The organism is Streptococcus sp. UBA4344 (assembly GCF_002393675.1).
In the GTDB taxonomy this organism is placed as follows: Bacteria; Bacillota; Bacilli; order Lactobacillales; family Streptococcaceae; genus Streptococcus; species Streptococcus vicugnae.
In genome coordinates this window covers 31,007-53,177 of the sequence record NZ_DGTE01000047.1, presented here as the reverse complement: position 1 = coordinate 53,177, position 22,171 = coordinate 31,007, and the positions used below count along the sequence as shown (strand labels likewise).

Here is a 22,171-nt window from a genome sequence, read left to right as displayed (position 1 = left end):
GTAGAGTGCTCGCACGGCTTCTTTTTCATGTTCTGTTTGTGTAACGAACATGACTGAGACTTCACTTGAACCTTGCGAAATCATTTCCAAGTTGATGTGTTTATCTGATAGGGCTTTAGTTGCTGTCGCTGTTACCCCAATATGATTCTTCATGTCTTCACCGACAATCATAATGATTGAAAGGTTGTGTTCGATGTCTACTTCATCAACACCAAGCTCTCTTGTAAGATATGAAATGATTTCTTGTTCTTTAATAGGGGTTAGTTCTCGTTCACGAACAATAACTGACATGTCGTCGATACCTGTAGGCATGTGTTCCCAACGGATATTTAAATCTTCGAGAATTTGAAGAACTTTACGACCGAATCCGACTTCACGGTTCATAAGGTATTTAGACATGTTAATACTTGCAAATTCATCGTCTGCTGCAATACCAATGACTGGGACTGTAGGTCCACTGTGTTTTAGGGTGATACGTGTACCTGGGTGTTCTGGGTTATTTGTGTTTTTGATAACGAGAGGAATTTTACCACGGTAAGCAGGAATAAGTGCTTCATCGTGTAGAACAGAAAATCCAGCGTAAGCAAGTTCACGCATTTCACGGTATGTTAATTCTTGGATTGTGTGTGGTTTGTGAACAACACCTGGGTGAGCTGCAAAGATACCGTCAACATCAGTAAAGTTTTCGTATAAATCTGCTTTCACACCAGCTGCAACGATTGATCCCGAAATATCAGAACCTCCGCGAGAGAATGTACAGATTTGATTGTCAACAGTTACACCAAAGAATCCAGGGATAACAAGAATTTCTTCAGAATCGCGCAATTCTTCAAGTTTATCATAACTTGATGGAAGAATTCGTGCATTTCCAGGTTCGCTTGAAACAATAATACCAGCTTCTTTAGGGTGAACGTAACGAGCATTGAGTCCATTTTTACGGAAAAATTCTGCTACGAGTTTAGCGTTATTATCCTCACCAGCTGCTAGGAATGTATCATACAAGAATTCATTGCATTCGATAGGAAGTGTCGCAAGATTTGTAATCGCGCCTGCAATTTTGCTCATGACTGATGAACTAAGTTCAAGTTCATCAGCAATAGCTTGGTAACGGTTAATAATCCATTCTTGTGCAGCAGTGACGTCATCACCTGAGGTGTAGTTCTTGTAATACTTAATAAGAGCATCGGTAACTTTAGTATCTTCTGAGTTACGTTTTCCGGGTGCTGATACAACAACAAAACGTCGTTCGTTATCAGATTTCACAATATTCAAAACTTTTTTCAGTTGTTCAGCCGAAGCCAGTGAACTACCACCAAATTTGATTACTTTCATGACCTTCTCCAAAATTCTAAAATTTGTATACAATTATAGCAAAATTCTGAAAACTTGTCAGTAGTTTTTCAAATAAAAAGATAGTATAATAGAGGAATGGAAAAATTTAAAGCAATTATTTTTGATATGGATGGTGTTTTATTTGATACTGAAACCTTTTATTATCGTCGCCGTGAAAAGTTTTTGGCTGAAAAGGGGATTAGTATAAAGCATCTTCCGCCTAGTTTTTTTATTGGTGGCAATATGAAGCAAATTTGGCCTGATATTTTACGAGATGATTTTGATAAGTGGGATACTGATCAGCTTCAAAAAGAGTACTCTATTTACAAAAAAATTCATCCACTTCCTTATAAAGATTTAATTTTTGAAGATACTTTTGAAGTGATTAAAGGTCTTTTTGATAAAGGGTACCATTTGGGGCTTGCTTCTAGCTCAACTAAGCATGATATTTTGAAGGCACTTGATGAAACAGGGTTAAGAGAGTATTTTTCAGTGATTTTATCAGGTGAGGAATTCGAAAAAGGAAAACCACATCCTGCCATTTATCAAGAAGCAAGACGTCAACTTGGCTTTAATGATGAAGAAACTCTTGTTATTGAAGATAGTGAAAAAGGTATTCAAGCTGGTGTTTCTGCTAATTTACCCGTTTGGGCTATTGAAGATACCTTGTTTGATATGAACCAGAGTAAAGCCACTCGATTAGTGAAAAACTTGACTCAAGTTATTGAAGATTTGTCAAAAAAATAGTAAAAAAGTAGGTTCAAGCCTACTTTTTTTGAATAATAGTTTGATATAAAAAATATTAAAAACTCAAACTAAATTATCAAAAATGCGATTTTTTCTTGATTTATCAATGATTATTATGCTAAAATAGCTTTTGCTAAATAGTTTAATTATCAAACTATTTTTATCACATCTGATGGAGGTAGGTAGATGTCTTTCGATAATGTGATTTATGAAAAGGGAGAAGTTGCAACTTTAACCTTGAATCGCCCAGATATTTCGAATGGTTTCAATATTCCAACTTGTCAAGAGATTCTTGAAGTTATGGAACTTGTAAAAGCAGATAACTCTGTGAAGATTTTGGTCATTAAAGCAGTTGGTAAAGTTTTTTCAATTGGTGGTGACTTAGCAGAAATGCAACGTGCGGTTGAATCTGACAATGTAGAATCTCTTGTTGAAATTGCTAGTTTGGTTAATAAAATTTCTTTTGCAATGAAGAAATTGCCTAAACCAGTCATTATGAGTGTTGATGGTGCGGTTGCAGGTGCGGCTGCTAACATGGCTGTTGCAGCAGATTTTGTAGTGGCAAGTGAAAAAGCTAAATTTATTCAAGCGTTTGTTGGTGTTGGTCTTGCTCCTGATGCTGGTGGTCTTTTCTTGATGAGTCGAGCTATTGGAACAACACGTGCTGTTCAGTTAGCAATGACTGGTGAGGGCTTAAATGCTGAAAAAGCTCTTGATTATGGAATTGTTTACCGCCTTTGTGAGTCTGAGAAGCTTGAACGAACTACGAATCAGTTAACGAAACGTTTACTCCGTGGCTCTATCAATTCTTATCGAGCAATTAAAGAAATGTCTTGGAAAGCCCAATTTGAAGGTTGGGAAGATTATGCGAAACTTGAATTGCAGCTTCAAGAAGAATTAGCGTTTAAGGAAGATTTCAAAGAAGGTGTTCGTGCTTTTGCTGAAAAACGCCGCCCGAAATTTTCTGGAAAATAGTGTAAATAATTGTTTGATTTTCAAATTATTTTTTCAGTTTGAGCCGAAATACCTTGCAAAATATTTTGATGTTTGATATACTTTGATTGTCAAAGTTTATTTAGGAGGTGAAATCTTGGATTATAATAGAATTAATGAATATCTGGTTGATATTTTTAATCGTGTTCAGGTTATTGAAGAGACTAGTTTGCGAACAAGTCAATTCAACGATGTTTCATTAAAGGAAATGCATACCATTGAGATTATTGGTAAGAATTCTAATGTGACTCCAAGTGATATTGCACGTGAGTTGATGTTGACCCTCGGTACAATAACCACTAGTTTAAATAAGCTTGAGGCAAAAGGTTATATTGAAAGACGACGCTCAAAATTAGACCGTCGTGTGGTTCATTTAACTTTGACAAAAAAAGGAAGATTATTAGATAGGCTTCATCATAAATTCCATAAGAATATGGTTTCTCATATTGCTGAGGATATGAATGAAGAAGAACTAGAAGCTCTTTTGAGAGGGCTTAAAAATCTTCATAAGTTTCTTGAGGAGTTAATGTAATAATGGTATTTGCAAGAATTGCTCAGGCAGCAGCCTATGCCCCTGAACAAGTGATTACAAACGATGATTTGTCTGAAATCATGGACACTAGCGATGAATGGATTTCATCACGTACTGGAATTAGAAGACGACACATCACTCGAACTGAAACAACTAGTGATTTAGGGACGCAAGTTGCCAAGCAACTAATTTCAAAAGCTGGTTTGTCAGCTGAGGATATTGATTTCATCATTGTTGCAACAATTACCCCTGATAGTCTTATGCCATCAACAGCGGCTCGTGTTCAAGCCAATGTTGGTGCCGTTAATGCCTTTGCGATGGATATGACAGCAGCATGTAGTGGATTTGTATTTGCACTTGCGACTGCTGATAAATTTATTCAATCAGGTATGTATAAACGAGGAATCGTTATTGGTGCTGAAACATTGTCAAAAACGCTAGATTGGTCAGATCGAAGCACTTCTGTTTTATTCGGTGATGGCGCTGGTGGTGTCTTACTTGAAGCATCAGATACAAAACATTTCCTAGCGGAATCTTTGAACACTGATGGTAGCCGTGGCCTTAGCTTAACTTCAGGAAAAGTTGGCTTATCTTCACCATTTTCTGAAAAAAAAGAGGATGATAAATTCTTGAAAATGGATGGCCGAGCTATTTTTGATTTTGCAATCAGAGATGTGGCTAAGAATATCAAAGCGCTTATTGAAGATTCTGACGTTTCAGCAGATGATTTAGATTATCTGTTCTTACACCAAGCTAATATCCGTATTTTGGATAAAATCGCTAAAAAAGTTGGTGTTGATGTCAGCAAGTTGCCAGCAAACATGATGGAGTATGGTAACACAAGTGCTGCAAGTATTCCGATCTTATTGGCAGAATATGTTGATAAAGGACTTGTAAAATTAGATGGCTCTCAAACAGTTCTTTTCTCTGCTTTCGGTGGAGGTTTGACATGGGGAAGCCTAATTGTTAAAATTTAGTTACAAACTTGTGCATTAGCATGAGATAAATTTATATATATTTATTAAGGAGAAATTAATCATGGCAGTATTTGAAAAAGTACAAGAAATTATCGTTGAAGAACTTGGTAAAGAAGCAGAAGAAGTTAAATTGGAAACTACTTTCGATGAACTTGATGCTGATTCACTTGATGTTTTCCAAGTAATCTCAGAAATCGAAGATGCATTTGATATTCAAATCGAAACTGAAGAAGGTCTTAACACTGTAGGTGACTTGGTTGCTTACGTTGAAGAAAAAACAAAATAATTACATGGATGGAGTTGGAATTAAAAACTAACTCCACTATATATTTAGTTGAAAGGGCTGTGGGATAAGTTGCTAAAGAGCGAAAAACTTATCTTACTCCCTCTCTTCTTATTATGATAGTTTGACTATCAAATTATTGTTTGGTAAAGACTAAGAAGGTTTAACATGAAAACACGTATTACAGAATTATTAAATATCAAATATCCAATTTTTCAAGGTGGTATGGCTTGGGTTGCCGATGGTGACTTGGCTGGTGCCGTTTCAAACGCTGGTGGTTTAGGTATTATTGGTGGTGGTAATGCACCTAAAGAAGTTGTAAAAGCAAATATTGATAAGGTTAAAGAAATTACTGATAAGCCTTTTGGTGTTAATATTATGCTTTTGTCACCATTTGTTGATGATATTGTTGATCTTGTTATTGAAGAAGGGGTCAAAGTTGTTACAACTGGTGCAGGTAACCCAGGTAAATATATGGAACGTTTCCACGAAGCTGGTATTACAGTTATTCCAGTTGTCCCTAGTGTTGCTCTTGCAAAACGTATGGAAAAACTAGGAGCAGATGCTGTTATTGCAGAAGGTATGGAAGCTGGTGGTCACATTGGTAAATTGACAACAATGACACTTGTCCGTCAAGTTGTTGATGCTGTCAACATTCCAGTTATTGGTGCTGGTGGTGTTGGTGATGGTCGTGGTGCAGCAGCAATCTTTATGCTTGGTGCAGAAGCTATTCAAGTCGGAACTCGCTTTGCTGTTTCAAAAGAATCTAATGCACACCAAAATTTCAAAGATAAAATCTTAAAAGCAAAAGATATTGACACAGTTATTTCTGCATCCGTTGTTGGACATCCAGTTCGTGCTGTTAAAAATAAATTGACAACATCATATGCACACGCAGAAAAAGATTTCTTGGCTGGTCGTAAGACTAAAGAAGATATCGAAGTATTGGGAGCAGGCGCTTTGCGTAATGCTGTTGTTGATGGTGATGTTGTGACTGGTTCAGTCATGGCAGGCCAAATTGCAGGTTTGATTCGTAAAGAAGAAACTTGCGAAGAAATCTTAAAAGATCTCTATTATGGTACTCAAGAAGTTATCTTAGAAGAAGCTAAACGTTGGGCTGATATTGAGAAAGATTAATATTTCTATTTAGAAAAATCAAATTCCGTTTGGGAGGATTTAATGACGAAAACTGCCTTTTTATTTGCTGGTCAAGGGGCTCAAAAACTTGGAATGGCAAGTGATTTATATGAAAAATATCCGATTGTTAGGGAGACTTTTGATCAAGCTAGTTCTATTCTTGGCTATAATCTTCGTGATTTAATTGATAAGGAAGAAGATAAATTAAATCAAACACGCTACACACAGCCAGCTATTTTGACGACATCCGTTGCAATTTATCGCTTATTGCAAGAGAAAGGCTTTAAAGCAGATATGGTTGCTGGGCTTTCACTAGGTGAATACTCAGCTTTGGTGGCTTCAGGAGCTTTGAACTTTGAGGATGCTGTTGCTTTAGTGGCAAAACGTGGTGAATTTATGGAGACTGCAGCTCCAGCTGGAACTGGAAAAATGGTTGCTGTCATGAATACGGAAGCATCTCTTATTGAAGATATTTGTCAAAAAGCTTCTATTAAAGGTGTGGTAACACCAGCAAACTATAATACCCCAGCACAAATTGTGATTGGTGGTGAAACAGAAGCTGTTAATTATGCTGTTGAGTTACTTAAGGAAGTTGGAGTGAAACGTTTGATTCCATTGAAAGTTTCAGGACCATTTCACACTGCTTTGTTAGCGCCAGCTAGCAAACGTCTTTCAGAAGTACTTGATAAAGTTACTTTTTCTGATTTTGACATTCCATTGGTTGGAAATACTGAAGCTAAAGTGATGGAATACAGTGATATCAAAGCTTTGCTTGCTAGACAAGTGAAAGAACCTGTTCGTTTTTACGATTCTATTGAAACAATGCGTAAACTCGGAATGACAGAAGTTATTGAAGTTGGTCCAGGTAAAGTTTTAAGCGGATTCCTTCGCAAAATCGATAAAAGTATTTCAACATCAACAGTTGAAGATGAAGCAAGCTTGAATGCTTTGCTAGAAAAATAGGAGATAGTCATGGATATCAAAAATAAGAACGTTTTTGTAACAGGGTCAACCCGAGGAATTGGTTTAGCTATTGCTCATCGTTTTGCTAGCCTTGGAGCTAACGTTGTTCTTAATGGTCGTTCACAGATTTCAGCAGAAGTGATTGATAGTTTTAAAGAGTATCATGTGAAAGTTGTTGCTATTTCTGGTGATGTTTCACAATTTGAAGATGCGAAACGCATGGTTGATGAAGCTATTGCTGAGCTAGGTTCAGTTGATATTTTGGTCAACAATGCGGGTATCACAAATGATAAATTAATGTTGAAAATGACTGAAGCTGACTTTGAATCAGTGCTTAAAGTGAATTTGACTGGTGCTTTTAACATGACGCAATCAGTCTTGAAGCCGATGACACGTGCTCGTCAGGGTGCTATCATTAACTTGTCTAGTGTTGTTGGATTGACAGGTAATGTTGGTCAAGCAAACTATGCTGCTTCAAAAGCTGGTTTGATTGGATTTACAAAATCAGTTGCTCGTGAAGTTGCTGCGCGTGGCGTTCGCGTGAATGCTATTGCACCAGGATTTATTGAATCAGATATGACTGATGCGATTCCTGAAAAAATGCAAGAAGCGATTTTAGCAGGTATTCCAATGAAACGTATTGGTAAAGCAGAGGAAGTAGCTTCTGTAGCTAGCTTCCTTGCTGAGCAAGAATACTTGACTGGACAAGTCATTGCAATTGATGGTGGTATGGCAATGTAAACTATTGTTTGCTTTGCTGTAATAGTTTAAAATTAGAAGTATAATTTCTCTTAAGAGGAGACAAAAATGACATTAAATAGAGTTGTAGTAACAGGTTACGGTTTAACATCACCTATCGGAAATACTCCAGAAGAATTCTGGAACAATCTTCATGACGGTAAAATTGGTATCGGACCAATCACTAAATTTGATAATTCTGAAATTCCTGTACGTAATGCTGGTGAAATCCATGATTTCCCATTTGATAAATATTTTGTTCGTAAAGATAAAAATCGTATGGATCAATACTCACTTTATGCGATTTATGCGACTTTAGAAGCTCTTGAAAATGCAAAACTTGATATGGATACAGTTGATCGTGACCGTACTGGTGTCATCGTATCATCTGGTATCGGTGGTTTGCAAGAAATGCAAGAGCAAATCATTCGTATGCACGAAAAAGGTATCAAACGTATTCAACCAATGTTCATTCCTAAAGCCCTTTCAAATATGGCTGCCGGAAACATTGCTTTGCGTATTGGTGCGCGTGGTGTATGTAAATCAATCACGACTGCTTGTGCCTCATCTAACGATGCTATTGGTGAAGCTTTCCGTGAAATTAAATTCGGTTACCACGATGTTATTTTGGCAGGTGGTGCAGAATCTACAATTAATGAAATCGGTATTGGTGGTTTCAATGCTTTGACTGCTCTTTCAACAACTGAAGATCCTGCTCGCTCAGCTATTCCATTTGACAAAGATCGTAATGGTTTTGTTATGGGTGAAGGTGCTGGTGTCCTTGTTCTTGAAAGTCTTGAACACGCTCAAAAACGTGGTGCAACAATCCTTGCTGAAGTTGTTGGTTATGGTAGCAACTGTGATGCTTATCACCAAACAACTCCAACACCAGATGGTTCAGGTGCTGCTAAAGCTATCCAATTGGCTATTGATGAAGCAGGAATTGCTCCAGAAGACGTTGATTACGTTAACGCACACGGTACATCAACTCAAGCCAATGAAAAAGGTGAAAGTAAAGCAATCGTAACTGTTCTTGGTAAAGATGTTCCAGTTTCTTCAACTAAATCATTTACTGGTCACCTTCTTGGTGCAGCAGGTGCTGTTGAAGCTGTTGCTACAATTGAAGCTATCCGACACAACTATATTCCAATGACAGCTGGTACACGTGAATTGTCAGAAGACATTGAAGCAAATGTTGTCTATGGACAGGGTCAAGAAGCAGAATTGACTTACGCTATTTCAAATACATTCGGATTTGGTGGACACAATTCTGTATTAGCATTTAAACGTTGGGAGGCGTAAACGTGAATATTTCTGAAGTAAAAGACTTGATGGCTCAATTTGACCAGTCAAGCCTACGTGAATTTTCATTTAAAACTGCTGAATCTGAATTATCATTTAGTAAAAATGAATACACAGCTCCTGTAGCGCCTGTTGCTGCTAGCGCAGCTCCAGTTGCTCCAGCTGTTGAAACGGTATCTGCCCCAGCAGCTACAGCAGCATCTACAGATTCAGAAGAAGCAACTGCAGCTGATACTGATATTTTTGCAGAAGGTGAAGAAGTGACAAGCCCTCTTGTTGGTGTGGCTTATCTTGCTCCAGCACCTGATAAACCAGCCTTTGTATCAGTTGGCGATTCAGTTAAAAAAGGTCAAACATTGTTAATCATTGAAGCTATGAAAGTCATGAATGAAATTCCAGCTCCAAAAGATGGTATCGTGACAGACGTTATGGTAGACAACGAAGATGTTGTTGAATTCGGACAAGGATTGGTACGTATTAAATGATTGATATTAAACAAATTCGTGAAGCTTTACCACACCGTTACCCAATGCTTTTGGTTGACCGAGTGCTTGAAGTGAGTGATGATGAAATTGTTGCTATTAAAAATGTGACAATTAATGAACCATTTTTCAATGGACATTTTCCAGAATACCCTGTTATGCCAGGTGTTCTTATCATGGAAGCTCTTGCTCAAACAGCAGGTGTCTTAGAACTTTCAAAAGAAGAAAATAAAGGTAAATTGGTTTTTTACGCTGGAATGGACAAAGTACGTTTTAAAAAACAAGTCGTTCCTGGTGACCAATTGATTATGACAGCGAAATTTGTTAAACGCCGTGGCACAATTGCTGTGGTGGAAGCAAAAGCAGAAGTTGATGGTAAATTAGCAGCTTCTGGCACATTGACGTTTGCTATTGGTAGTTAAGAAATAGTAGTTTAACGTAAACTGTGACAAAAAAAGAATTTTGACTGGAATGCTAAAACATTCCAAATAGGAGGAAAAAGCAGACGTATGTTTAAAAAGATATTAATTGCCAATCGTGGAGAAATTGCGGTACGTATCATTCGTGCGGCACGTGAATTGGGAATCAATACGGTAGCTGTCTATTCTGAAGCTGATAAAAATTCTTTGCATACGATTTTGGCTGATGAAGCAATTTGTATCGGTCCAGCTCGTTCGACAGACTCTTATCTTAATATGAATGCCGTCTTGTCAGCTGCTATTGTAACAGGTGCTGAAGCGATTCACCCTGGTTTTGGATTTTTGAGTGAAAACTCAAAATTCGCAACCATGTGTGAAGAAATGCATATCAAGTTTATAGGACCAAGTGCTGAAATCATGGACAAAATGGGTGATAAAATTAATGCTCGTGCTGAAATGATTGCAGCTAATGTCCCAGTTATTCCAGGATCAGATGGCGAAGTCTTTACAGCTGAGCAAGCTTTAGAAGTTGCTGAGAGACTTGGCTACCCAGTGATGCTTAAAGCTTCAGCTGGTGGCGGCGGTAAAGGTATTCGTAAAGTTGAATCAGCACAAGACCTTGTGCCAGCCTTTGAATCAGCTTCTCAAGAAGCTTTGGCAGCGTTTGGTAATGGTGCCATGTATATTGAAAAAGTGGTTTACCCAGCACGTCATATTGAGGTTCAAATTTTAGGTGATAGTCATGGTAATGTGGTTCACCTAGGAGAACGTGATTGTTCTCTTCAACGTAATAACCAAAAAGTCCTTGAAGAAAGTCCATCCATTGCGATTGGTAAAACACTTCGTGGTAAAATCGGTGAAGCTGCTGTTCGTGCCGCTAAAGCTGTTGGTTATGAAAATGCTGGAACAATTGAATTCTTGCTTGATGAAAAGACTTCACAATTCTATTTCATGGAAATGAATACACGTGTTCAAGTTGAACACCCTGTAACTGAATTTGTCACTGGTGTTGATATTGTTAAGGAGCAAATTCGTATTGCTGCTGGACAAGAATTATCAGTCACACAAGATGACATTAAAATTACTGGTCATGCTATTGAATGTCGTATCAATGCTGAAAATCCGAAATTTAACTTTGCACCAAGTCCTGGTAAAATTACAGATTTGTATTTGCCAAGTGGTGGTGTTGGATTGCGTGTAGACTCTGCTGTTTATAATGGCTATACGATTCCACCATATTATGATAGTATGATTGCGAAAATTATTGTACATGGTGAAAATCGTTTTGATGCATTGATGAAAATGCAACGTGCTCTTTACGAATTAGAAATTGAAGGAGTGACAACTAACGTTGAATTCCAAATGGATTTGATTTGTGATGAGCATGTTATTGCAGGAGACTATGATACTTCATTCTTGATGGAGACATTCTTGCCAAACTACAACAAGGAAAATGATTAGGAGATTTCATGGCTTTATTTAGTAAAAAAGATAAGTACATCCGAATTACTCCCAATAATTCTATTAAACAATCGGAACCTCGTGAAGTTCCTGAGGTTCCTGATGAATTGTTTGCCAAGTGCCCAGCTTGTAAGCACATGATTTATCAAAAAGACTTAGGGGTTGCAAAGATTTGTCCAGCTTGTTCTTATAACTTCCGTATTTCTGCTAAAGAACGTTTGGCGATTACAGTAGATGAAGGAAGCTTTGAAGAACTCTTTACTGGGCTTGAAACAAGTGACCCACTTAAGTTCCCTGGCTATCAAGAAAAATTGGCTAAAATGCGTGAAAAGACTGGCCTTGAAGAGGCTGTCGTTACTGGTAAAACTTTGATTAAGGGAGAAAAGATTGCACTTGCTATCATGGATTCAAACTTTATCATGGCTTCAATGGGAACTGTTGTTGGTGAAAAAATCACTCGTTTGTTCGAGATGGCAATTGATGAAAAATTACCAGTTGTTATTTTTACGGCATCAGGTGGCGCTCGAATGCAAGAAGGTATTATGAGCTTGATGCAAATGGCGAAAGTTTCAGCTGCTGTAAAACGTCATTCTGAAGCAGGTCTGTTCTATTTGACAATCTTGACTGACCCTACAACAGGAGGGGTGACAGCAAGTTTTGCTATGGAAGGTGACATTATTTTAGCAGAGCCTCAAGCTTTGGTTGGTTTTGCTGGTCGACGTGTTATTGAGACAACAGTGCGAGAAAACTTGCCAGAGGATTTCCAAAGAGCTGAATTCCTTTTGGAACATGGCTTTGTTGATGCCATTGTAAAACGTACTGAAATGCCTAATGTTATTGCCAAACTAGTCGCATTTCATGGAGGTGCCAAATGAGTAGTGATGTATCAAGAATTTTGAAAGAAGCGCGTGATCAAGGACGTTTGACAACCTTGGAATACGCTAATTTGATTTTTGATGATTTTATGGAACTTCATGGAGATCGTCATTTTGCAGATGACGGAGCAATCGTTGGGGGAATTGCTCGACTTGCTGGTCGTCCTGTGACAGTTATTGGTATTCAAAAAGGGAAAAATTTACAGGAAAATCTTAAACGCAATTTTGGTCAACCTAATCCAGAAGGTTACCGTAAAGCGCTTCGCTTGATGAAACAAGCTGAAAAATTCGGTCGTCCTGTCGTTACCTTCATTAACACTGCTGGTGCTTATCCGGGTGTTGGTGCCGAAGAACGTGGACAAGGTGAAGCAATCGCGCGTAACTTGCTTGAGATGAGTGACCTTAAGGTGCCAATTATTGCTATTATCATTGGTGAAGGTGGTTCAGGTGGTGCTCTTGCCCTTGCTGTGGCTGATAAAGTTTGGATGCTTGAACACAGCATGTATGCGATTTTGAGTCCAGAAGGCTTTGCATCAATTTTATGGAAAGATGGTTCACGTGCTACTGAAGCTGCTGAACTGATGAAAATAACTGCTGGTGAGCTTTACAATATGGGAGTTGTCGACAAAGTGATTCCAGAACATGGTTATTTCTCAAGTGAAATCGTTGAGATGATTAAGACAAATCTTATTTCTGAATTAGAGGAACTTAGTCAACTTCCTTTAGAGCAATTAATCAAAAATCGTTATCAACGTTTTAGAAAATTTTAAAAATCCCACATTGTACTAACCTCAAGTCAAAGAAAATTATTTCCTTGATTTTGAGGATGGTTCAAGGGGATTTTTTTCTGATAAAAAAACACCTGCTAATCAATGGACTAGCAGGATTGTTTTATTATTTAGGTGAAATAACTTCAGCTCCACCCATGTATGGACGAAGTACTTCTGGAATTGTTACAGAACCATCTTCGTTTTGGTAGTTTTCAAGGATTGCAGCAACTGTACGTCCAACAGCAAGACCTGAACCGTTAAGAGTGTGAAGAAGTTTAACTTTACCATCAGCTTCGTCACGGTAACGGATTTGGGCACGGCGTGCTTGGAAATCTTCTGTATTTGAGCAGCTTGAGATTTCACGGTAAGTGTTTTGTGCTGGAATCCAAACTTCTAAGTCGTAAGTTTTAGCAGCTGAGAATCCCATGTCTCCAGTACATAGTGTGATAACGCGGTATGGTAAACCAAGTCTTTGAAGAATATTTTCAGCGTTAGCAACCATTTTTTCCAATTCATCATATGAAGTTTCTGGTTTTGAGAATTTAACCATTTCAACTTTGTGGAATTGGTGAAGACGAATCAAACCACGTGTGTCACGACCAGCTGAACCAGCTTCTGAACGGAATGATGGGCTCATTGCTGTGAAGTAAACTGGAAGTTCTTTGCCGTCTAGGATTTCACCACGGTAGTAGTTTGTAAGTGGTACTTCAGCAGTTGGGATAAGAACGTAGTCAGAATCAGCCAATTCAAATGTATCTTCTTTGAATTTTGGATATTGACCAGTACCGAACATTGAATCGTGGTTTACCATGTAAGGAGGAATAACTTCTGTGTAACCTTCTTTAGCGTGTTCATCCAACATGAAGTTGTAGATAGCACGTTCTAGGCGAGCACCAAGTCCTTTGTAGAAAAGGAAGCGAGATCCAGTGACTTTCGCACCACGTTCCCAGTCAAGAATATCAAGAGCTTCACCAAGATCCCAGTGAGCTTTGATATCAAAGTCGAATTCACGAGGTGTTCCCCAACGACGAACTTCAACGTTTTCGTCTTCGTCAGCACCGACAGGAACGTCAGCTGCAGGGATATTTGGAAGTGTTGCTGTGAATTCAGATAATTTTTCATCGATTTCAGCTAATTCAGCATCAGTAGCTTTGATGTCTGCTGACAATTTTTGCATAGCAGCGATTTGTTCAGAAGCATCTTCTTTGTTGCGTTTAGCTTGAGCGATAGCAGCAGATGCAGTGTTACGTTCAGCTTTAGCTGATTCAGATTTTACAAGCAATTCACGACGTTTGTCGTCAAGTTCTTTAAGTTCAGCAAGTTTTTCAGCAGCAACGCCACGTGTAGCTAATTTTTTAGCCACTTCGTCGAAATCGTTACGAATACGTTTGATGTCTAACATAAGTTTCCTCCAATGGTTTTTGGTGTTCAGAGGGCCTTATATAGCCCAGAATGAACAAAAAGCACAGCATGTTAACTGCTGGAGCGCAATTGCGCGGTTCCATCCAGCTTCACATCCTGTGCACTTAATTTCTTATTTTAAATGATATAACGGTAGAATTTCGGAATTATCACTCTATCTGCTCACAGCGACCGCAGACTTTCTGAAAGAGCTCAACTCTTACTTATCCGTACTATTTATTATACAAAAATTATTTCTTTTTGACAAATCGTGACAGTTTTGCCATAAGGGTTTGAACTAGGGTAAGCATGCGAACAACCTTATCGTTACCGATATGTTGGCGAGCCACTTTTAAGATTTTTCCTGAGTCTTTTGAGGCAAAGAGAAATTTTCCTTTATCTGTAAAGACTTCAAAGTGACGGCTTACTTTATTGCGAGAAACGTTAGCTCCGATTTTTTCAATGTTTTCCCAAGGAATTTGAATATAATCTTCAACGTTAGCATCGCTATAGAATTCAAGTCCTTTATTACCGAGAAGGAATTTACCAACTTTCCCCCCCATACCAAGGTAAGAAACACCAGTAGTCGTTAATTCCACGGTAGAGTTAAGTGATTGTGCCATGTCATCTCCTCTGATTAAGCTTTTTGTCTATTATAACATAATAAAAAAAGAAGGACCGAAATCCTTCCTTTCTTTTATTACATGATTCCGAAGAAACGTGCGATAATACCAACGATGAACAATCCGATAATGATTGTAATTGGAGAAACTTTTTTCTTAAGTAACCACATGCAAAGGAATGTAAGGGCAAGTCCCATCAAACCAGGAATCAATGAGTTCAATTGGCCTTGAAGTGTGTTAGTTTTTTCAGCTGATAGGCTAAGTCCGCTAGCAACATCACCAAGGATACCTTTCAATTGTTCACCAGTAACGTTTCCTTTAGGGAATTCGATGTAAGCACCTTCTGAAAGTTTAGTTGAAGGAAGATCAACAGTGAAGTTAATTGATACCCAACGTTCAACCAATACAGCAAGGATGAACATACCTAGGATTGAAGCACCTTTAGTGATTTTTTGGATGATACCACCTGAAAGGTCTTTAGTGATTTCAGAACCAGCTTTGTAACCAAGTTCTTGAGTGTACCACAAGAATGCCATACGGATGATGTTCCATCCAAAGAAGAATAGAAGTGGACCAACGATGTTACCTGCCATAGCAAGTGAAGCACCAAGGGCACCAAGGATAGGACGAACTGTAAACCAGAAGACTGGGTCACCAACACCAGCAAGAGGTCCCATCATACCGATTTTAACCCCTTGGATAGCTGTGTCATCAATTTCAGCACCATTTGCACGTTCTTCTTCAAGGGCAAGAGTTACACCGATGATTGGAGCAGCAACGTATGGGTGAGTATTGAAGAATTCCAAGTGACGTTCAAGAGCAGCAGCTCGGTCTTCTTTAGATGTATAAAGTTTTTTGATAGCAGGGATCAAAGCGTATGCCCAACCTAAGTTTTGCATACGTTCGTAGTTCCAAGATCCTTGAAGGAAAGTAGAACGCCACCAAACTTTTTGACGATCAGATTTTGATAATTGAAGTTTTTCAGCCATGTTTGTACCCCTTTCTAGTAGTCTTCCAAGATGTCGCCGATTGGGTCACCAGAACCTGAAACAGTTCCGCCACCGTTTCCACCTTTCGCTGAAAGGTTAAGGTAGATGAAGGCAAGAGCAACACCAATTGTACCAAGGGCGATAAGAGTAAGGTCAGAGATAGCAGCAACGGCAAAACCGATTGCGAAGAAAGGCCATACTTCGCTTGTAGCCATCATGTTGATAACCATAGCATAACCTACGGCAACAACCATACCACCACCGACAGCCATACCACCTGACAACCAGTCTGGCATAGCGTTAAGGATAGATTGTACTGCTGAAGTTGGTACTGCAAGAAGAAGCGCAGCAGGAACAGCAATACGAAGACCTTGAAGGAATAGGGCAACTAAGTGAGTACGTTCTACAGCAGCGATGTTACCATCTTTGGCAGCAGCGTCAGCACCGTGAACAAGGGCAACAGAAGCTGTACGAACAAGCATAGTAAGGAAAAGACCTGCAACTGCAAGAGGGATAGCTGTTGCTGTTGCAACTGCGATACCTTTAGAAGTGAAGTCTCCACCTTTAACCATGATGATAGCAGCAGCTACAGAAGCAAGGGCAGCATCTGGTGCAACAGCGGCACCAATGTTAGCCCAACCAAGAGCGATCATTTGTAGAGAACCGCCAAGGATGATACCTGCTTCAAGGTTACCAGTAACAAGACCGATAAGTGTGCAGGCAACTAGTGGTTGGTGGAATTGGAATTCGTCAAGGATACCTTCAAGACCAGCGAAGAAGGCAACTACAACGACTAAAATCATAGAAATAACTGACATTATTCTAGTTCCTTTCGTTTATAAAAGTTTTCAATGTGCAATTGTAAGCCAGAAACCACGGCTTACATGTTTTGGATAAAACAGAAAGTTTGAATCTTTCTGACAGGTGAAAGCACTTCATAGAAACGCTAACTTTTTGTTCCTGCCTGAAGCATTATTCAAAAATTATTGAACGTTTGCTTTTTTGATTAGATCAAACAAGTCTTTTTTAGAATCATTAGGGACTTTACGAACATCGAATGTTACGCCAAGGTCACGTAATTTTTCAAATGTAGCAACGTCATCTTTGTCCATAGACAATACGTTGTTAACCATTGTTTTACCTGTTGAGTGAGCCATTGAACCAACGTTAAGTTCTTTAATTGGCACACCGCCTTCGATAGCTTCAAGAGCTTCTTGAGGTGTTTCAAACAAGATAAGTGCGTGTGTGTTACCAAAACGAGGGTCTTTAGAAGCTTCAATCAATTTTTTGATTGGAACAACGTTTGCTTTAACACCGTTTGGTGCTGCTTGTTTGATCAAGCCTTTACGCAATTCATCTTTAGATACAGTGTCAGATGCAACGATGATACGGTCAGCTTTAGAAGCTGGTGTCCAGTTTGTTGCAACTTGTCCGTGAAGAAGACGTGTGTCGATACGAGCGAGGTTGATTTTAAGTTTACCATCACCAATGACAGTTCCTTCAGGAATAGCACCTTGAGGGGCAGCTTGTGCAGCAGGTGCAGTAGCTGCTGTTTCAGCAGGGTTGAGTTCTTCAGGAAGTGCTTTAACACCGTCTTTAGACTCTTTAATGATATTTGCGGCAACTTGTTCAACACCTGCATTTGCGTCCATCATACGCTCAGTGTAGGCTTGGATAAGCATTGGCAAATTAAGACCTGTAATGATAGCCATCTTGCGGTCTGGATTTTCACCCATAACGCGACTAGCTTGGTTAAATGGAGAACCACTCCAAAGGTCAGCTAGTACAAGGATTTCATCATCAGCATCAAATTGTGCGATAGCATCGTTGAAGTGTGCATATAAATCATCTGGTCCTTCACTTGGCATGAAAGTTACAACTTGAACTTTTTCTTGGTCACCAAAGATCATAGAACCTGATTGATGAATACCTTCAGCAAATTTACCATGGCTGGCAATAATAATACCGATACCCATTCTTGTTCTTCCTCCTTATGATTATTTTTCGTTGAAACAAAAAAGAATAATCTCCTTCCAGGCAAGCCCGGCAATTCTTTTCCGTTCCAAGGAAATTTTAAGAACGATATTATTGTAAAACGTTTTCACAAAAAATGCAATAGCTTTTTGAGAAAAAATAACAGAAATCATGAAAAATTTTCAGAAACTCGCAAAATAAAGCGATTAAATTGGATAAAACACAAAATAACGTTCGGATAATGCGTTATGATTATTGTGGGATTTATGAAAATGTTTTGAAAACGATGAAAAAAAGAAAAAACTTCCTAAAAAGAAGTTTTTCAGAAATTTATAGAAAAATTTTCGCTAATTCTTTCGCAACACCGTCTTCTTCATTGGTGAAGTCTGTTTGTTTGTCAGCAAATGGTAGGAGAACATCGCTTGCATTTTTCATAGCATAACCAGTTCCTGCTAAAGCAAGCATTTCAGTGTCGTTGTGCTCATCACCAAAGGCAATCAAATCATCTTTGTCCATATTTAGTGTTTTTAGCAGATGTTTGAGGGCGTAAGCTTTGTTGATGCCTTTAGGTGAGAATTCTAAGATATTAAGCGGTCCTCCCCATGAATCAATTTCGATTTCGTGGTTGAAGTATTTGCGCATTTCATCGGCAAGAGCATATTTGTCTTCGTGATGAGTTTGCATCAAAAGACCATTTGGATTTTCGGTAATTTTTGTTACATCAAGTGTCATTTTATCGGTGATTTTATCGACACCAAAAAGTTGTGGATTGATGATGTCGTGATTATCGGCACTGATGAAGAATTTTTTACGGTATTCACTAGCGATAAAGTCTGCTTGGATACTTTTTTGGATGTCTAGGACATCAAGCAGGTATTGTTTATCGATAGTGACGCTGTGTTCAAAGTCCCATTTTTTTTCGGGAAGGTGTGTCAAGGAACCGTTAAAGGTGATCATAGGTGTCTCAAGTTGTAAGCGGCTGTAGTGCTCAAGAGCCATACGGTATGGGCGACCTGTCGCAATAACGACCTTGTGACCTTTTTCTTGTATTTTTTTAATGGTATTAACAGTATAATCTGAAATGGTATTATCACTACGCAGTAGTGTTCCATCCAAATCAAGAGCAATCATTTTTTTCTTTGTCATAGGTGTTATTATAACAAAAAAGACTAGCAAAGAAAAAGAAAAGTATTATGGTATAATGGTTTTAATAAAAAATGAGGTTACAAGTTAATGTATAAAATTTTTTGGAGTCATGTCTTTGCTTTAGGAATTATTTTGAGCATTACGTTTTTCCATGCAAATAGTGATGGTCTTATGAATGATGTGCTATTTTCGTTGTTAACAGTGGAAATGGGATTTTTCTTTTTTTATTTTAAACATATCGTGTTACGTGTAGCTGCATTTGTTTTGTGGTGCTTTTTCTACCCAAATAACTTAAATGTTTTGTTCAGTGTGGCAGATACATCATGGGCAACATCGGTTTTATGGTCATCAGATGGTATGACATCGTTTATGATTTACCTAGCAGTTCTTGTTTTTTCATTGGTTGCAGGAACTTTGAGTTTACGAATGATTTTAAAACCTTTGAAATTAAATCAATACATTCAAGTATTCTTTGTGATGGGAGTAGCTTTTTTTGCTAGTTTGCTATTTCAAGTACTCCGAACATTGGGAATTACTTGGAAGGTTATTGTTAATCAGCATTTGAATATTTTTGAAGAAGCAGCCAAAGCATTATCGACGATTAATATGCCATTTATTATCGGTTTAATGGTTGTTCAAGTAATGATGTTTGTCGTACTTGATAATGATTGATAGAAGTCAAAAGGAGGTGAGAGTTTCTCATCTCCTTTACTTGCTTTTAAGGGTAATTTCAATGCTTTTTTGCTATAATAAGCTTTAAGAAAGGGGGAGAAGATATGGTTAAAAAGAATGTTATGATTCATATCTTTTTTGGAATCATTTCGTTTGGTATTTATTATTATCATTTGCGAGGTCCGGATCTGGTTTGGAATATGTTTCTGGCGCTACTTGCTCTTGATTTTTCACTCCTTTCTTATTTTACAAAACAAAAAGTGGTGAGAGGGGCAAGTAGTCTCTTATGGTTGTTTTTTTACCCGAACACTTTTTATATGTTGACAGATATTGTTCATATGAACTTTACGGATTCGGTTTTATGGAATAAAACTAGCTTGATTTTGTACATGTTGTACGTGTCTAGTATTTTATTTGGAGTTTTATGTGGGATTGAAAGTGTTAAGAACATTGTGGTGACTTTTAAAATCAAAAATTATTATATCCGAATGTTTTTTATTGCAATCCTATCTTTTGTTTCGAGTTTCGCGATTCATATTGGACGCTATGCACGATTAAATTCTTGGGATATTTTTACTAGACCAGGTCTTGTCATTGATGAAATCTTAAATGTCATTAGCTGGAACGCTATTCATTTCGTGCTTGGCTTTACTTTTTTACAGATTTTATGTCTTATCTTTTTAGATCGTGAAAATTTTAAATAAAGTTATTGAAAACTGAACGATCTTTTGATAAAATATATAAGTCGTTCGGAAATAGAAGAAAAAGCGACTATTATTAACCTTATTAAAGGAGAAACCATTTAAAAATGGAAAAGTTTTTTAAACTTAAAGAACATGGTACAGATGTTCGTACAGAAGTAACTGCTGGTTTAACAACATTCTTTGCAATGTCATACGTATTGTTTGTTAACCCATCAATCCTTTCACAAGCTGGAATGCCTGCCCAAGGTGTGTTCCTTGCCACAATTATTGGTGCTGTCGTTGGTACATTGATGATGGCTTTCTACGCTAATCTTCCATATGCACAAGCACCAGGTATGGGACTTAACGCCTTCTTCACATATACAGTTGTCTTTTCACTAGGTTACTCTTGGCAAGAAGCTCTTGCGATGGTCTTCATCTGCGGACTTATCTCACTTGTTATTACAGTAACTAAAGTTCGTAAATTGATTATTGAATCAATCCCAGCAGCATTGAAATCAGCTATTTCAGCTGGTATTGGTATTTTCCTTGCTTATGTTGGTATTAAAAATGCCGGCTTCTTGAAATTCTCTATCGATGCTGGTACTTATACGGTAGCTGGGACTGGTGCTGATAAAGGTCTTGCTTCAATTACAGCTAACGCATCAGCTACACCAGGTTTGGTCGCTTTTAACACACCAGGTGTTATCCTTGCTTTGATTGGTCTTGCTATCTCAATCTTCTTTATCGTTAAAGGAATTCGTGGTGGTGTTATCCTTTCAATTGCTGCAACTACAGTTGTTGGTATTTTGATTGGTGTTGTTGATCTTGGTTCAGTTAACTGGGCTGCAACTAACTTGTCTGCTTCAATCAATGATTTGAAAGAAATCTTTGGTGTAGCTCTTGGTAGTCAAGGTCTTGGTTCATTATTCTCAGATGCTTCACGTATTCCAGGTGTCTTGATGGCAATTCTTGCTTTCTCATTGACAGATATTTTTGATACAATTGGTACACTTGTTGGTACTGGTGAAAAAGTTGGTATTGTTGCCACAACTGGTGAAAATAAAGAATCTAAATCACTTGACCGTGCCCTTTATTCTGATTTGGTTGGTACAACATTAGGTGCGATTGCAGGTACTTCAAACGTAACAACTTACGTTGAATCAGCAGCAGGTATCGGTGCTGGTGGTCGTACTGGTTTGACTGCTCTTGTTGTAGCTGTTCTCTTTGCTATTTCAAGCTTCTTTAGTCCACTTGTTTCAATCGTTCCTACACAAGCAACAGCACCTATCCTTATCATCGTTGGTGTTATGATGCTTTCAAACCTTAAAAATGTTAAATGGGACGATCTTGGTGAAGCAGTTCCAGCATTCTTTACATCAATCTTCATGGGATTTAGCTACAGCATTACTTATGGTATCGCTGCTGGATTCATCACTTACACATTGGTTAAAATTGTAAAAGGTCAAGCAAAAGAAGTTCACGCTATTATGTGGATTCTAGACTTCTTGTTTATTCTTAACTTTGTTAGCTTGGCAATTTTATAAAAATATAGTTTTTGACAAAAAGCTGAAGGTAAAAGTTCTCTCGCCTTCAGCTTTTTTATACATAAAACATGCTGTAAGTCTTGGCCTGGTTGACTTTTTAAAAATTTTTTTATAAAACCACTTGT

24 protein-coding genes are annotated in these 22,171 nt (G+C 38.1%); 17 read left to right on the top strand and 7 right to left on the bottom strand.

All coding sequences use genetic code 11. The annotated features are described in order from the left end of the window. On the bottom strand, nt 1–1,332 hold a 1,332-nt coding region (locus tag B4D49_RS09335), incomplete at its 3' end, for an aspartate kinase (RefSeq protein WP_286784189.1). A 96-nt stretch (nt 1,333–1,428) separates the two neighbouring features. Here B4D49_RS09335 and B4D49_RS09330 point away from each other — a divergent pair. From B4D49_RS09330 to B4D49_RS09265, 14 genes are all read left to right on the top strand, one after another. Then, complete coding sequence (locus B4D49_RS09330) at nt 1,429–2,079, top strand: HAD family hydrolase (RefSeq protein WP_286784188.1); 651 nt, start codon at nt 1,429–1,431, stop codon at nt 2,077–2,079. A gap of 186 nt (nt 2,080–2,265) precedes the next feature. Continuing rightward, complete coding sequence (locus tag B4D49_RS09325) at nt 2,266–3,054, top strand: enoyl-CoA hydratase (protein WP_199544752.1); 789 nt, start codon at nt 2,266–2,268, stop codon at nt 3,052–3,054. A gap of 115 nt (nt 3,055–3,169) precedes the next feature. Further along, nucleotides 3,170–3,604, top strand: coding sequence for a MarR family winged helix-turn-helix transcriptional regulator (locus B4D49_RS09320; protein WP_039695988.1), 435 nt, complete (start codon nt 3,170–3,172; stop codon nt 3,602–3,604). 2 nt (nt 3,605–3,606) lie between these two features. Beyond that, entirely contained in the window at nt 3,607–4,581 is a 975-nt protein-coding gene (locus tag B4D49_RS09315) for a beta-ketoacyl-ACP synthase III (RefSeq protein ID WP_286784187.1), read from the top strand. Nucleotides 4,582–4,642: 61 nt separating this feature from the next. Then, the gene (locus tag B4D49_RS09310) at nt 4,643–4,867 is read left to right on the top strand and encodes an acyl carrier protein (RefSeq protein ID WP_006531079.1); all 225 of its coding nucleotides are present in this window, start codon (nt 4,643–4,645) and stop codon (nt 4,865–4,867) included. 165 nt (nt 4,868–5,032) lie between these two features. Beyond that, nucleotides 5,033–6,001 (top strand): enoyl-[acyl-carrier-protein] reductase FabK, encoded by a 969-nt coding sequence (fabK, locus tag B4D49_RS09305; RefSeq protein ID WP_286784186.1) that lies wholly within the window; start codon nt 5,033–5,035, stop codon nt 5,999–6,001. Between the two features lie 42 nt (nt 6,002–6,043). Continuing rightward, on the top strand, nt 6,044–6,964 hold the full coding sequence (fabD, locus tag B4D49_RS09300) for an ACP S-malonyltransferase (protein ID WP_132868849.1): 921 nt from the start codon (nt 6,044–6,046) through the stop codon (nt 6,962–6,964). Between the two features lie 9 nt (nt 6,965–6,973). Next, complete coding sequence (fabG, locus tag B4D49_RS09295; protein ID WP_286784185.1) at nt 6,974–7,705, top strand: 3-oxoacyl-[acyl-carrier-protein] reductase; 732 nt, start codon at nt 6,974–6,976, stop codon at nt 7,703–7,705. A gap of 66 nt (nt 7,706–7,771) precedes the next feature. Next, nucleotides 7,772–9,004: a beta-ketoacyl-ACP synthase II gene (gene fabF, locus B4D49_RS09290; RefSeq protein WP_286784184.1), complete on the top strand. Its 1,233-nt coding sequence runs from the start codon at nt 7,772–7,774 to the stop codon at nt 9,002–9,004. A 2-nt stretch (nt 9,005–9,006) separates the two neighbouring features. Then, the gene (gene accB, locus B4D49_RS09285; RefSeq protein ID WP_286784183.1) at nt 9,007–9,489 is read left to right on the top strand and encodes an acetyl-CoA carboxylase biotin carboxyl carrier protein; all 483 of its coding nucleotides are present in this window, start codon (nt 9,007–9,009) and stop codon (nt 9,487–9,489) included. Further along, a complete protein-coding gene (gene fabZ, locus B4D49_RS09280) occupies nt 9,486–9,908 on the top strand; it encodes a 3-hydroxyacyl-ACP dehydratase FabZ (protein ID WP_074629165.1) in 423 nt (140 codons plus the stop codon). Before accB ends, fabZ begins: the two co-directional genes overlap by 4 nt. 87 nt (nt 9,909–9,995) lie before the next feature. Next, nucleotides 9,996–11,366: an acetyl-CoA carboxylase biotin carboxylase subunit gene (locus B4D49_RS09275; RefSeq protein WP_132868853.1), complete on the top strand. Its 1,371-nt coding sequence runs from the start codon at nt 9,996–9,998 to the stop codon at nt 11,364–11,366. A gap of 8 nt (nt 11,367–11,374) precedes the next feature. Further along, entirely contained in the window at nt 11,375–12,241 is an 867-nt protein-coding gene (accD, locus tag B4D49_RS09270; protein WP_286784182.1) for an acetyl-CoA carboxylase, carboxyltransferase subunit beta, read from the top strand. After that, nucleotides 12,238–13,011, top strand: a complete 774-nt coding sequence (locus B4D49_RS09265) for an acetyl-CoA carboxylase carboxyl transferase subunit alpha (RefSeq protein WP_132868855.1) — start codon at nt 12,238–12,240, stop codon at nt 13,009–13,011. The genes accD and B4D49_RS09265 overlap by 4 nt, the downstream gene beginning before the upstream one ends. Nucleotides 13,012–13,135: 124 nt before the next feature. On the opposite strand, the gene serS is transcribed toward B4D49_RS09265, so the two are convergent. The 6 genes from serS to B4D49_RS09235 all read right to left on the bottom strand — a co-directional run bounded on the left by serS (nt 13,136) and on the right by B4D49_RS09235 (nt 19,144). Further along, nucleotides 13,136–14,413, bottom strand: coding sequence for a serine--tRNA ligase (serS, locus tag B4D49_RS09260; RefSeq protein WP_286784181.1), 1,278 nt, complete (start codon nt 14,411–14,413; stop codon nt 13,136–13,138). A 250-nt stretch (nt 14,414–14,663) separates the two neighbouring features. Continuing rightward, a complete protein-coding gene (locus B4D49_RS09255) occupies nt 14,664–15,035 on the bottom strand; it encodes a DUF956 family protein (RefSeq protein ID WP_132868857.1) in 372 nt (123 codons plus the stop codon). 77 nt (nt 15,036–15,112) lie between these two features. After that, entirely contained in the window at nt 15,113–16,024 is a 912-nt protein-coding gene (locus B4D49_RS09250; RefSeq protein WP_286784180.1) for a PTS system mannose/fructose/sorbose family transporter subunit IID, read from the bottom strand. 14 nt (nt 16,025–16,038) lie between these two features. Beyond that, nucleotides 16,039–16,842 carry a PTS mannose/fructose/sorbose transporter subunit IIC gene (locus B4D49_RS09245; RefSeq protein ID WP_132868858.1) on the bottom strand — a complete coding sequence of 268 codons (804 nt, stop codon included), beginning with the start codon at nt 16,840–16,842 and terminating at the stop codon, nt 16,039–16,041. 165 nt (nt 16,843–17,007) lie between these two features. Then, nucleotides 17,008–18,000, bottom strand: a complete 993-nt coding sequence (locus tag B4D49_RS09240) for a PTS sugar transporter subunit IIB (RefSeq protein WP_286784179.1) — start codon at nt 17,998–18,000, stop codon at nt 17,008–17,010. Nucleotides 18,001–18,328: 328 nt separating this feature from the next. Then, nucleotides 18,329–19,144, bottom strand: a complete 816-nt coding sequence (locus B4D49_RS09235; RefSeq protein WP_286784178.1) for an HAD family hydrolase — start codon at nt 19,142–19,144, stop codon at nt 18,329–18,331. A gap of 87 nt (nt 19,145–19,231) precedes the next feature. Between B4D49_RS09235 and B4D49_RS09230 the strand changes: the two genes are divergently transcribed. The 3 genes from B4D49_RS09230 (at nt 19,232) to B4D49_RS09220 (ending at nt 22,046) form a co-directional block, all read left to right on the top strand. Beyond that, nucleotides 19,232–19,816, top strand: a complete 585-nt coding sequence (locus tag B4D49_RS09230) for a hypothetical protein (RefSeq protein ID WP_199544764.1) — start codon at nt 19,232–19,234, stop codon at nt 19,814–19,816. Between the two features lie 104 nt (nt 19,817–19,920). After that, nucleotides 19,921–20,520 carry a DUF1361 domain-containing protein gene (locus B4D49_RS09225; RefSeq protein WP_199544766.1) on the top strand — a complete coding sequence of 200 codons (600 nt, stop codon included), beginning with the start codon at nt 19,921–19,923 and terminating at the stop codon, nt 20,518–20,520. Nucleotides 20,521–20,624: 104 nt separating this feature from the next. Beyond that, nucleotides 20,625–22,046, top strand: coding sequence for an NCS2 family permease (locus tag B4D49_RS09220; protein WP_132869667.1), 1,422 nt, complete (start codon nt 20,625–20,627; stop codon nt 22,044–22,046). The last annotated feature ends 125 nt before the right edge of the window (nt 22,047–22,171 follow it).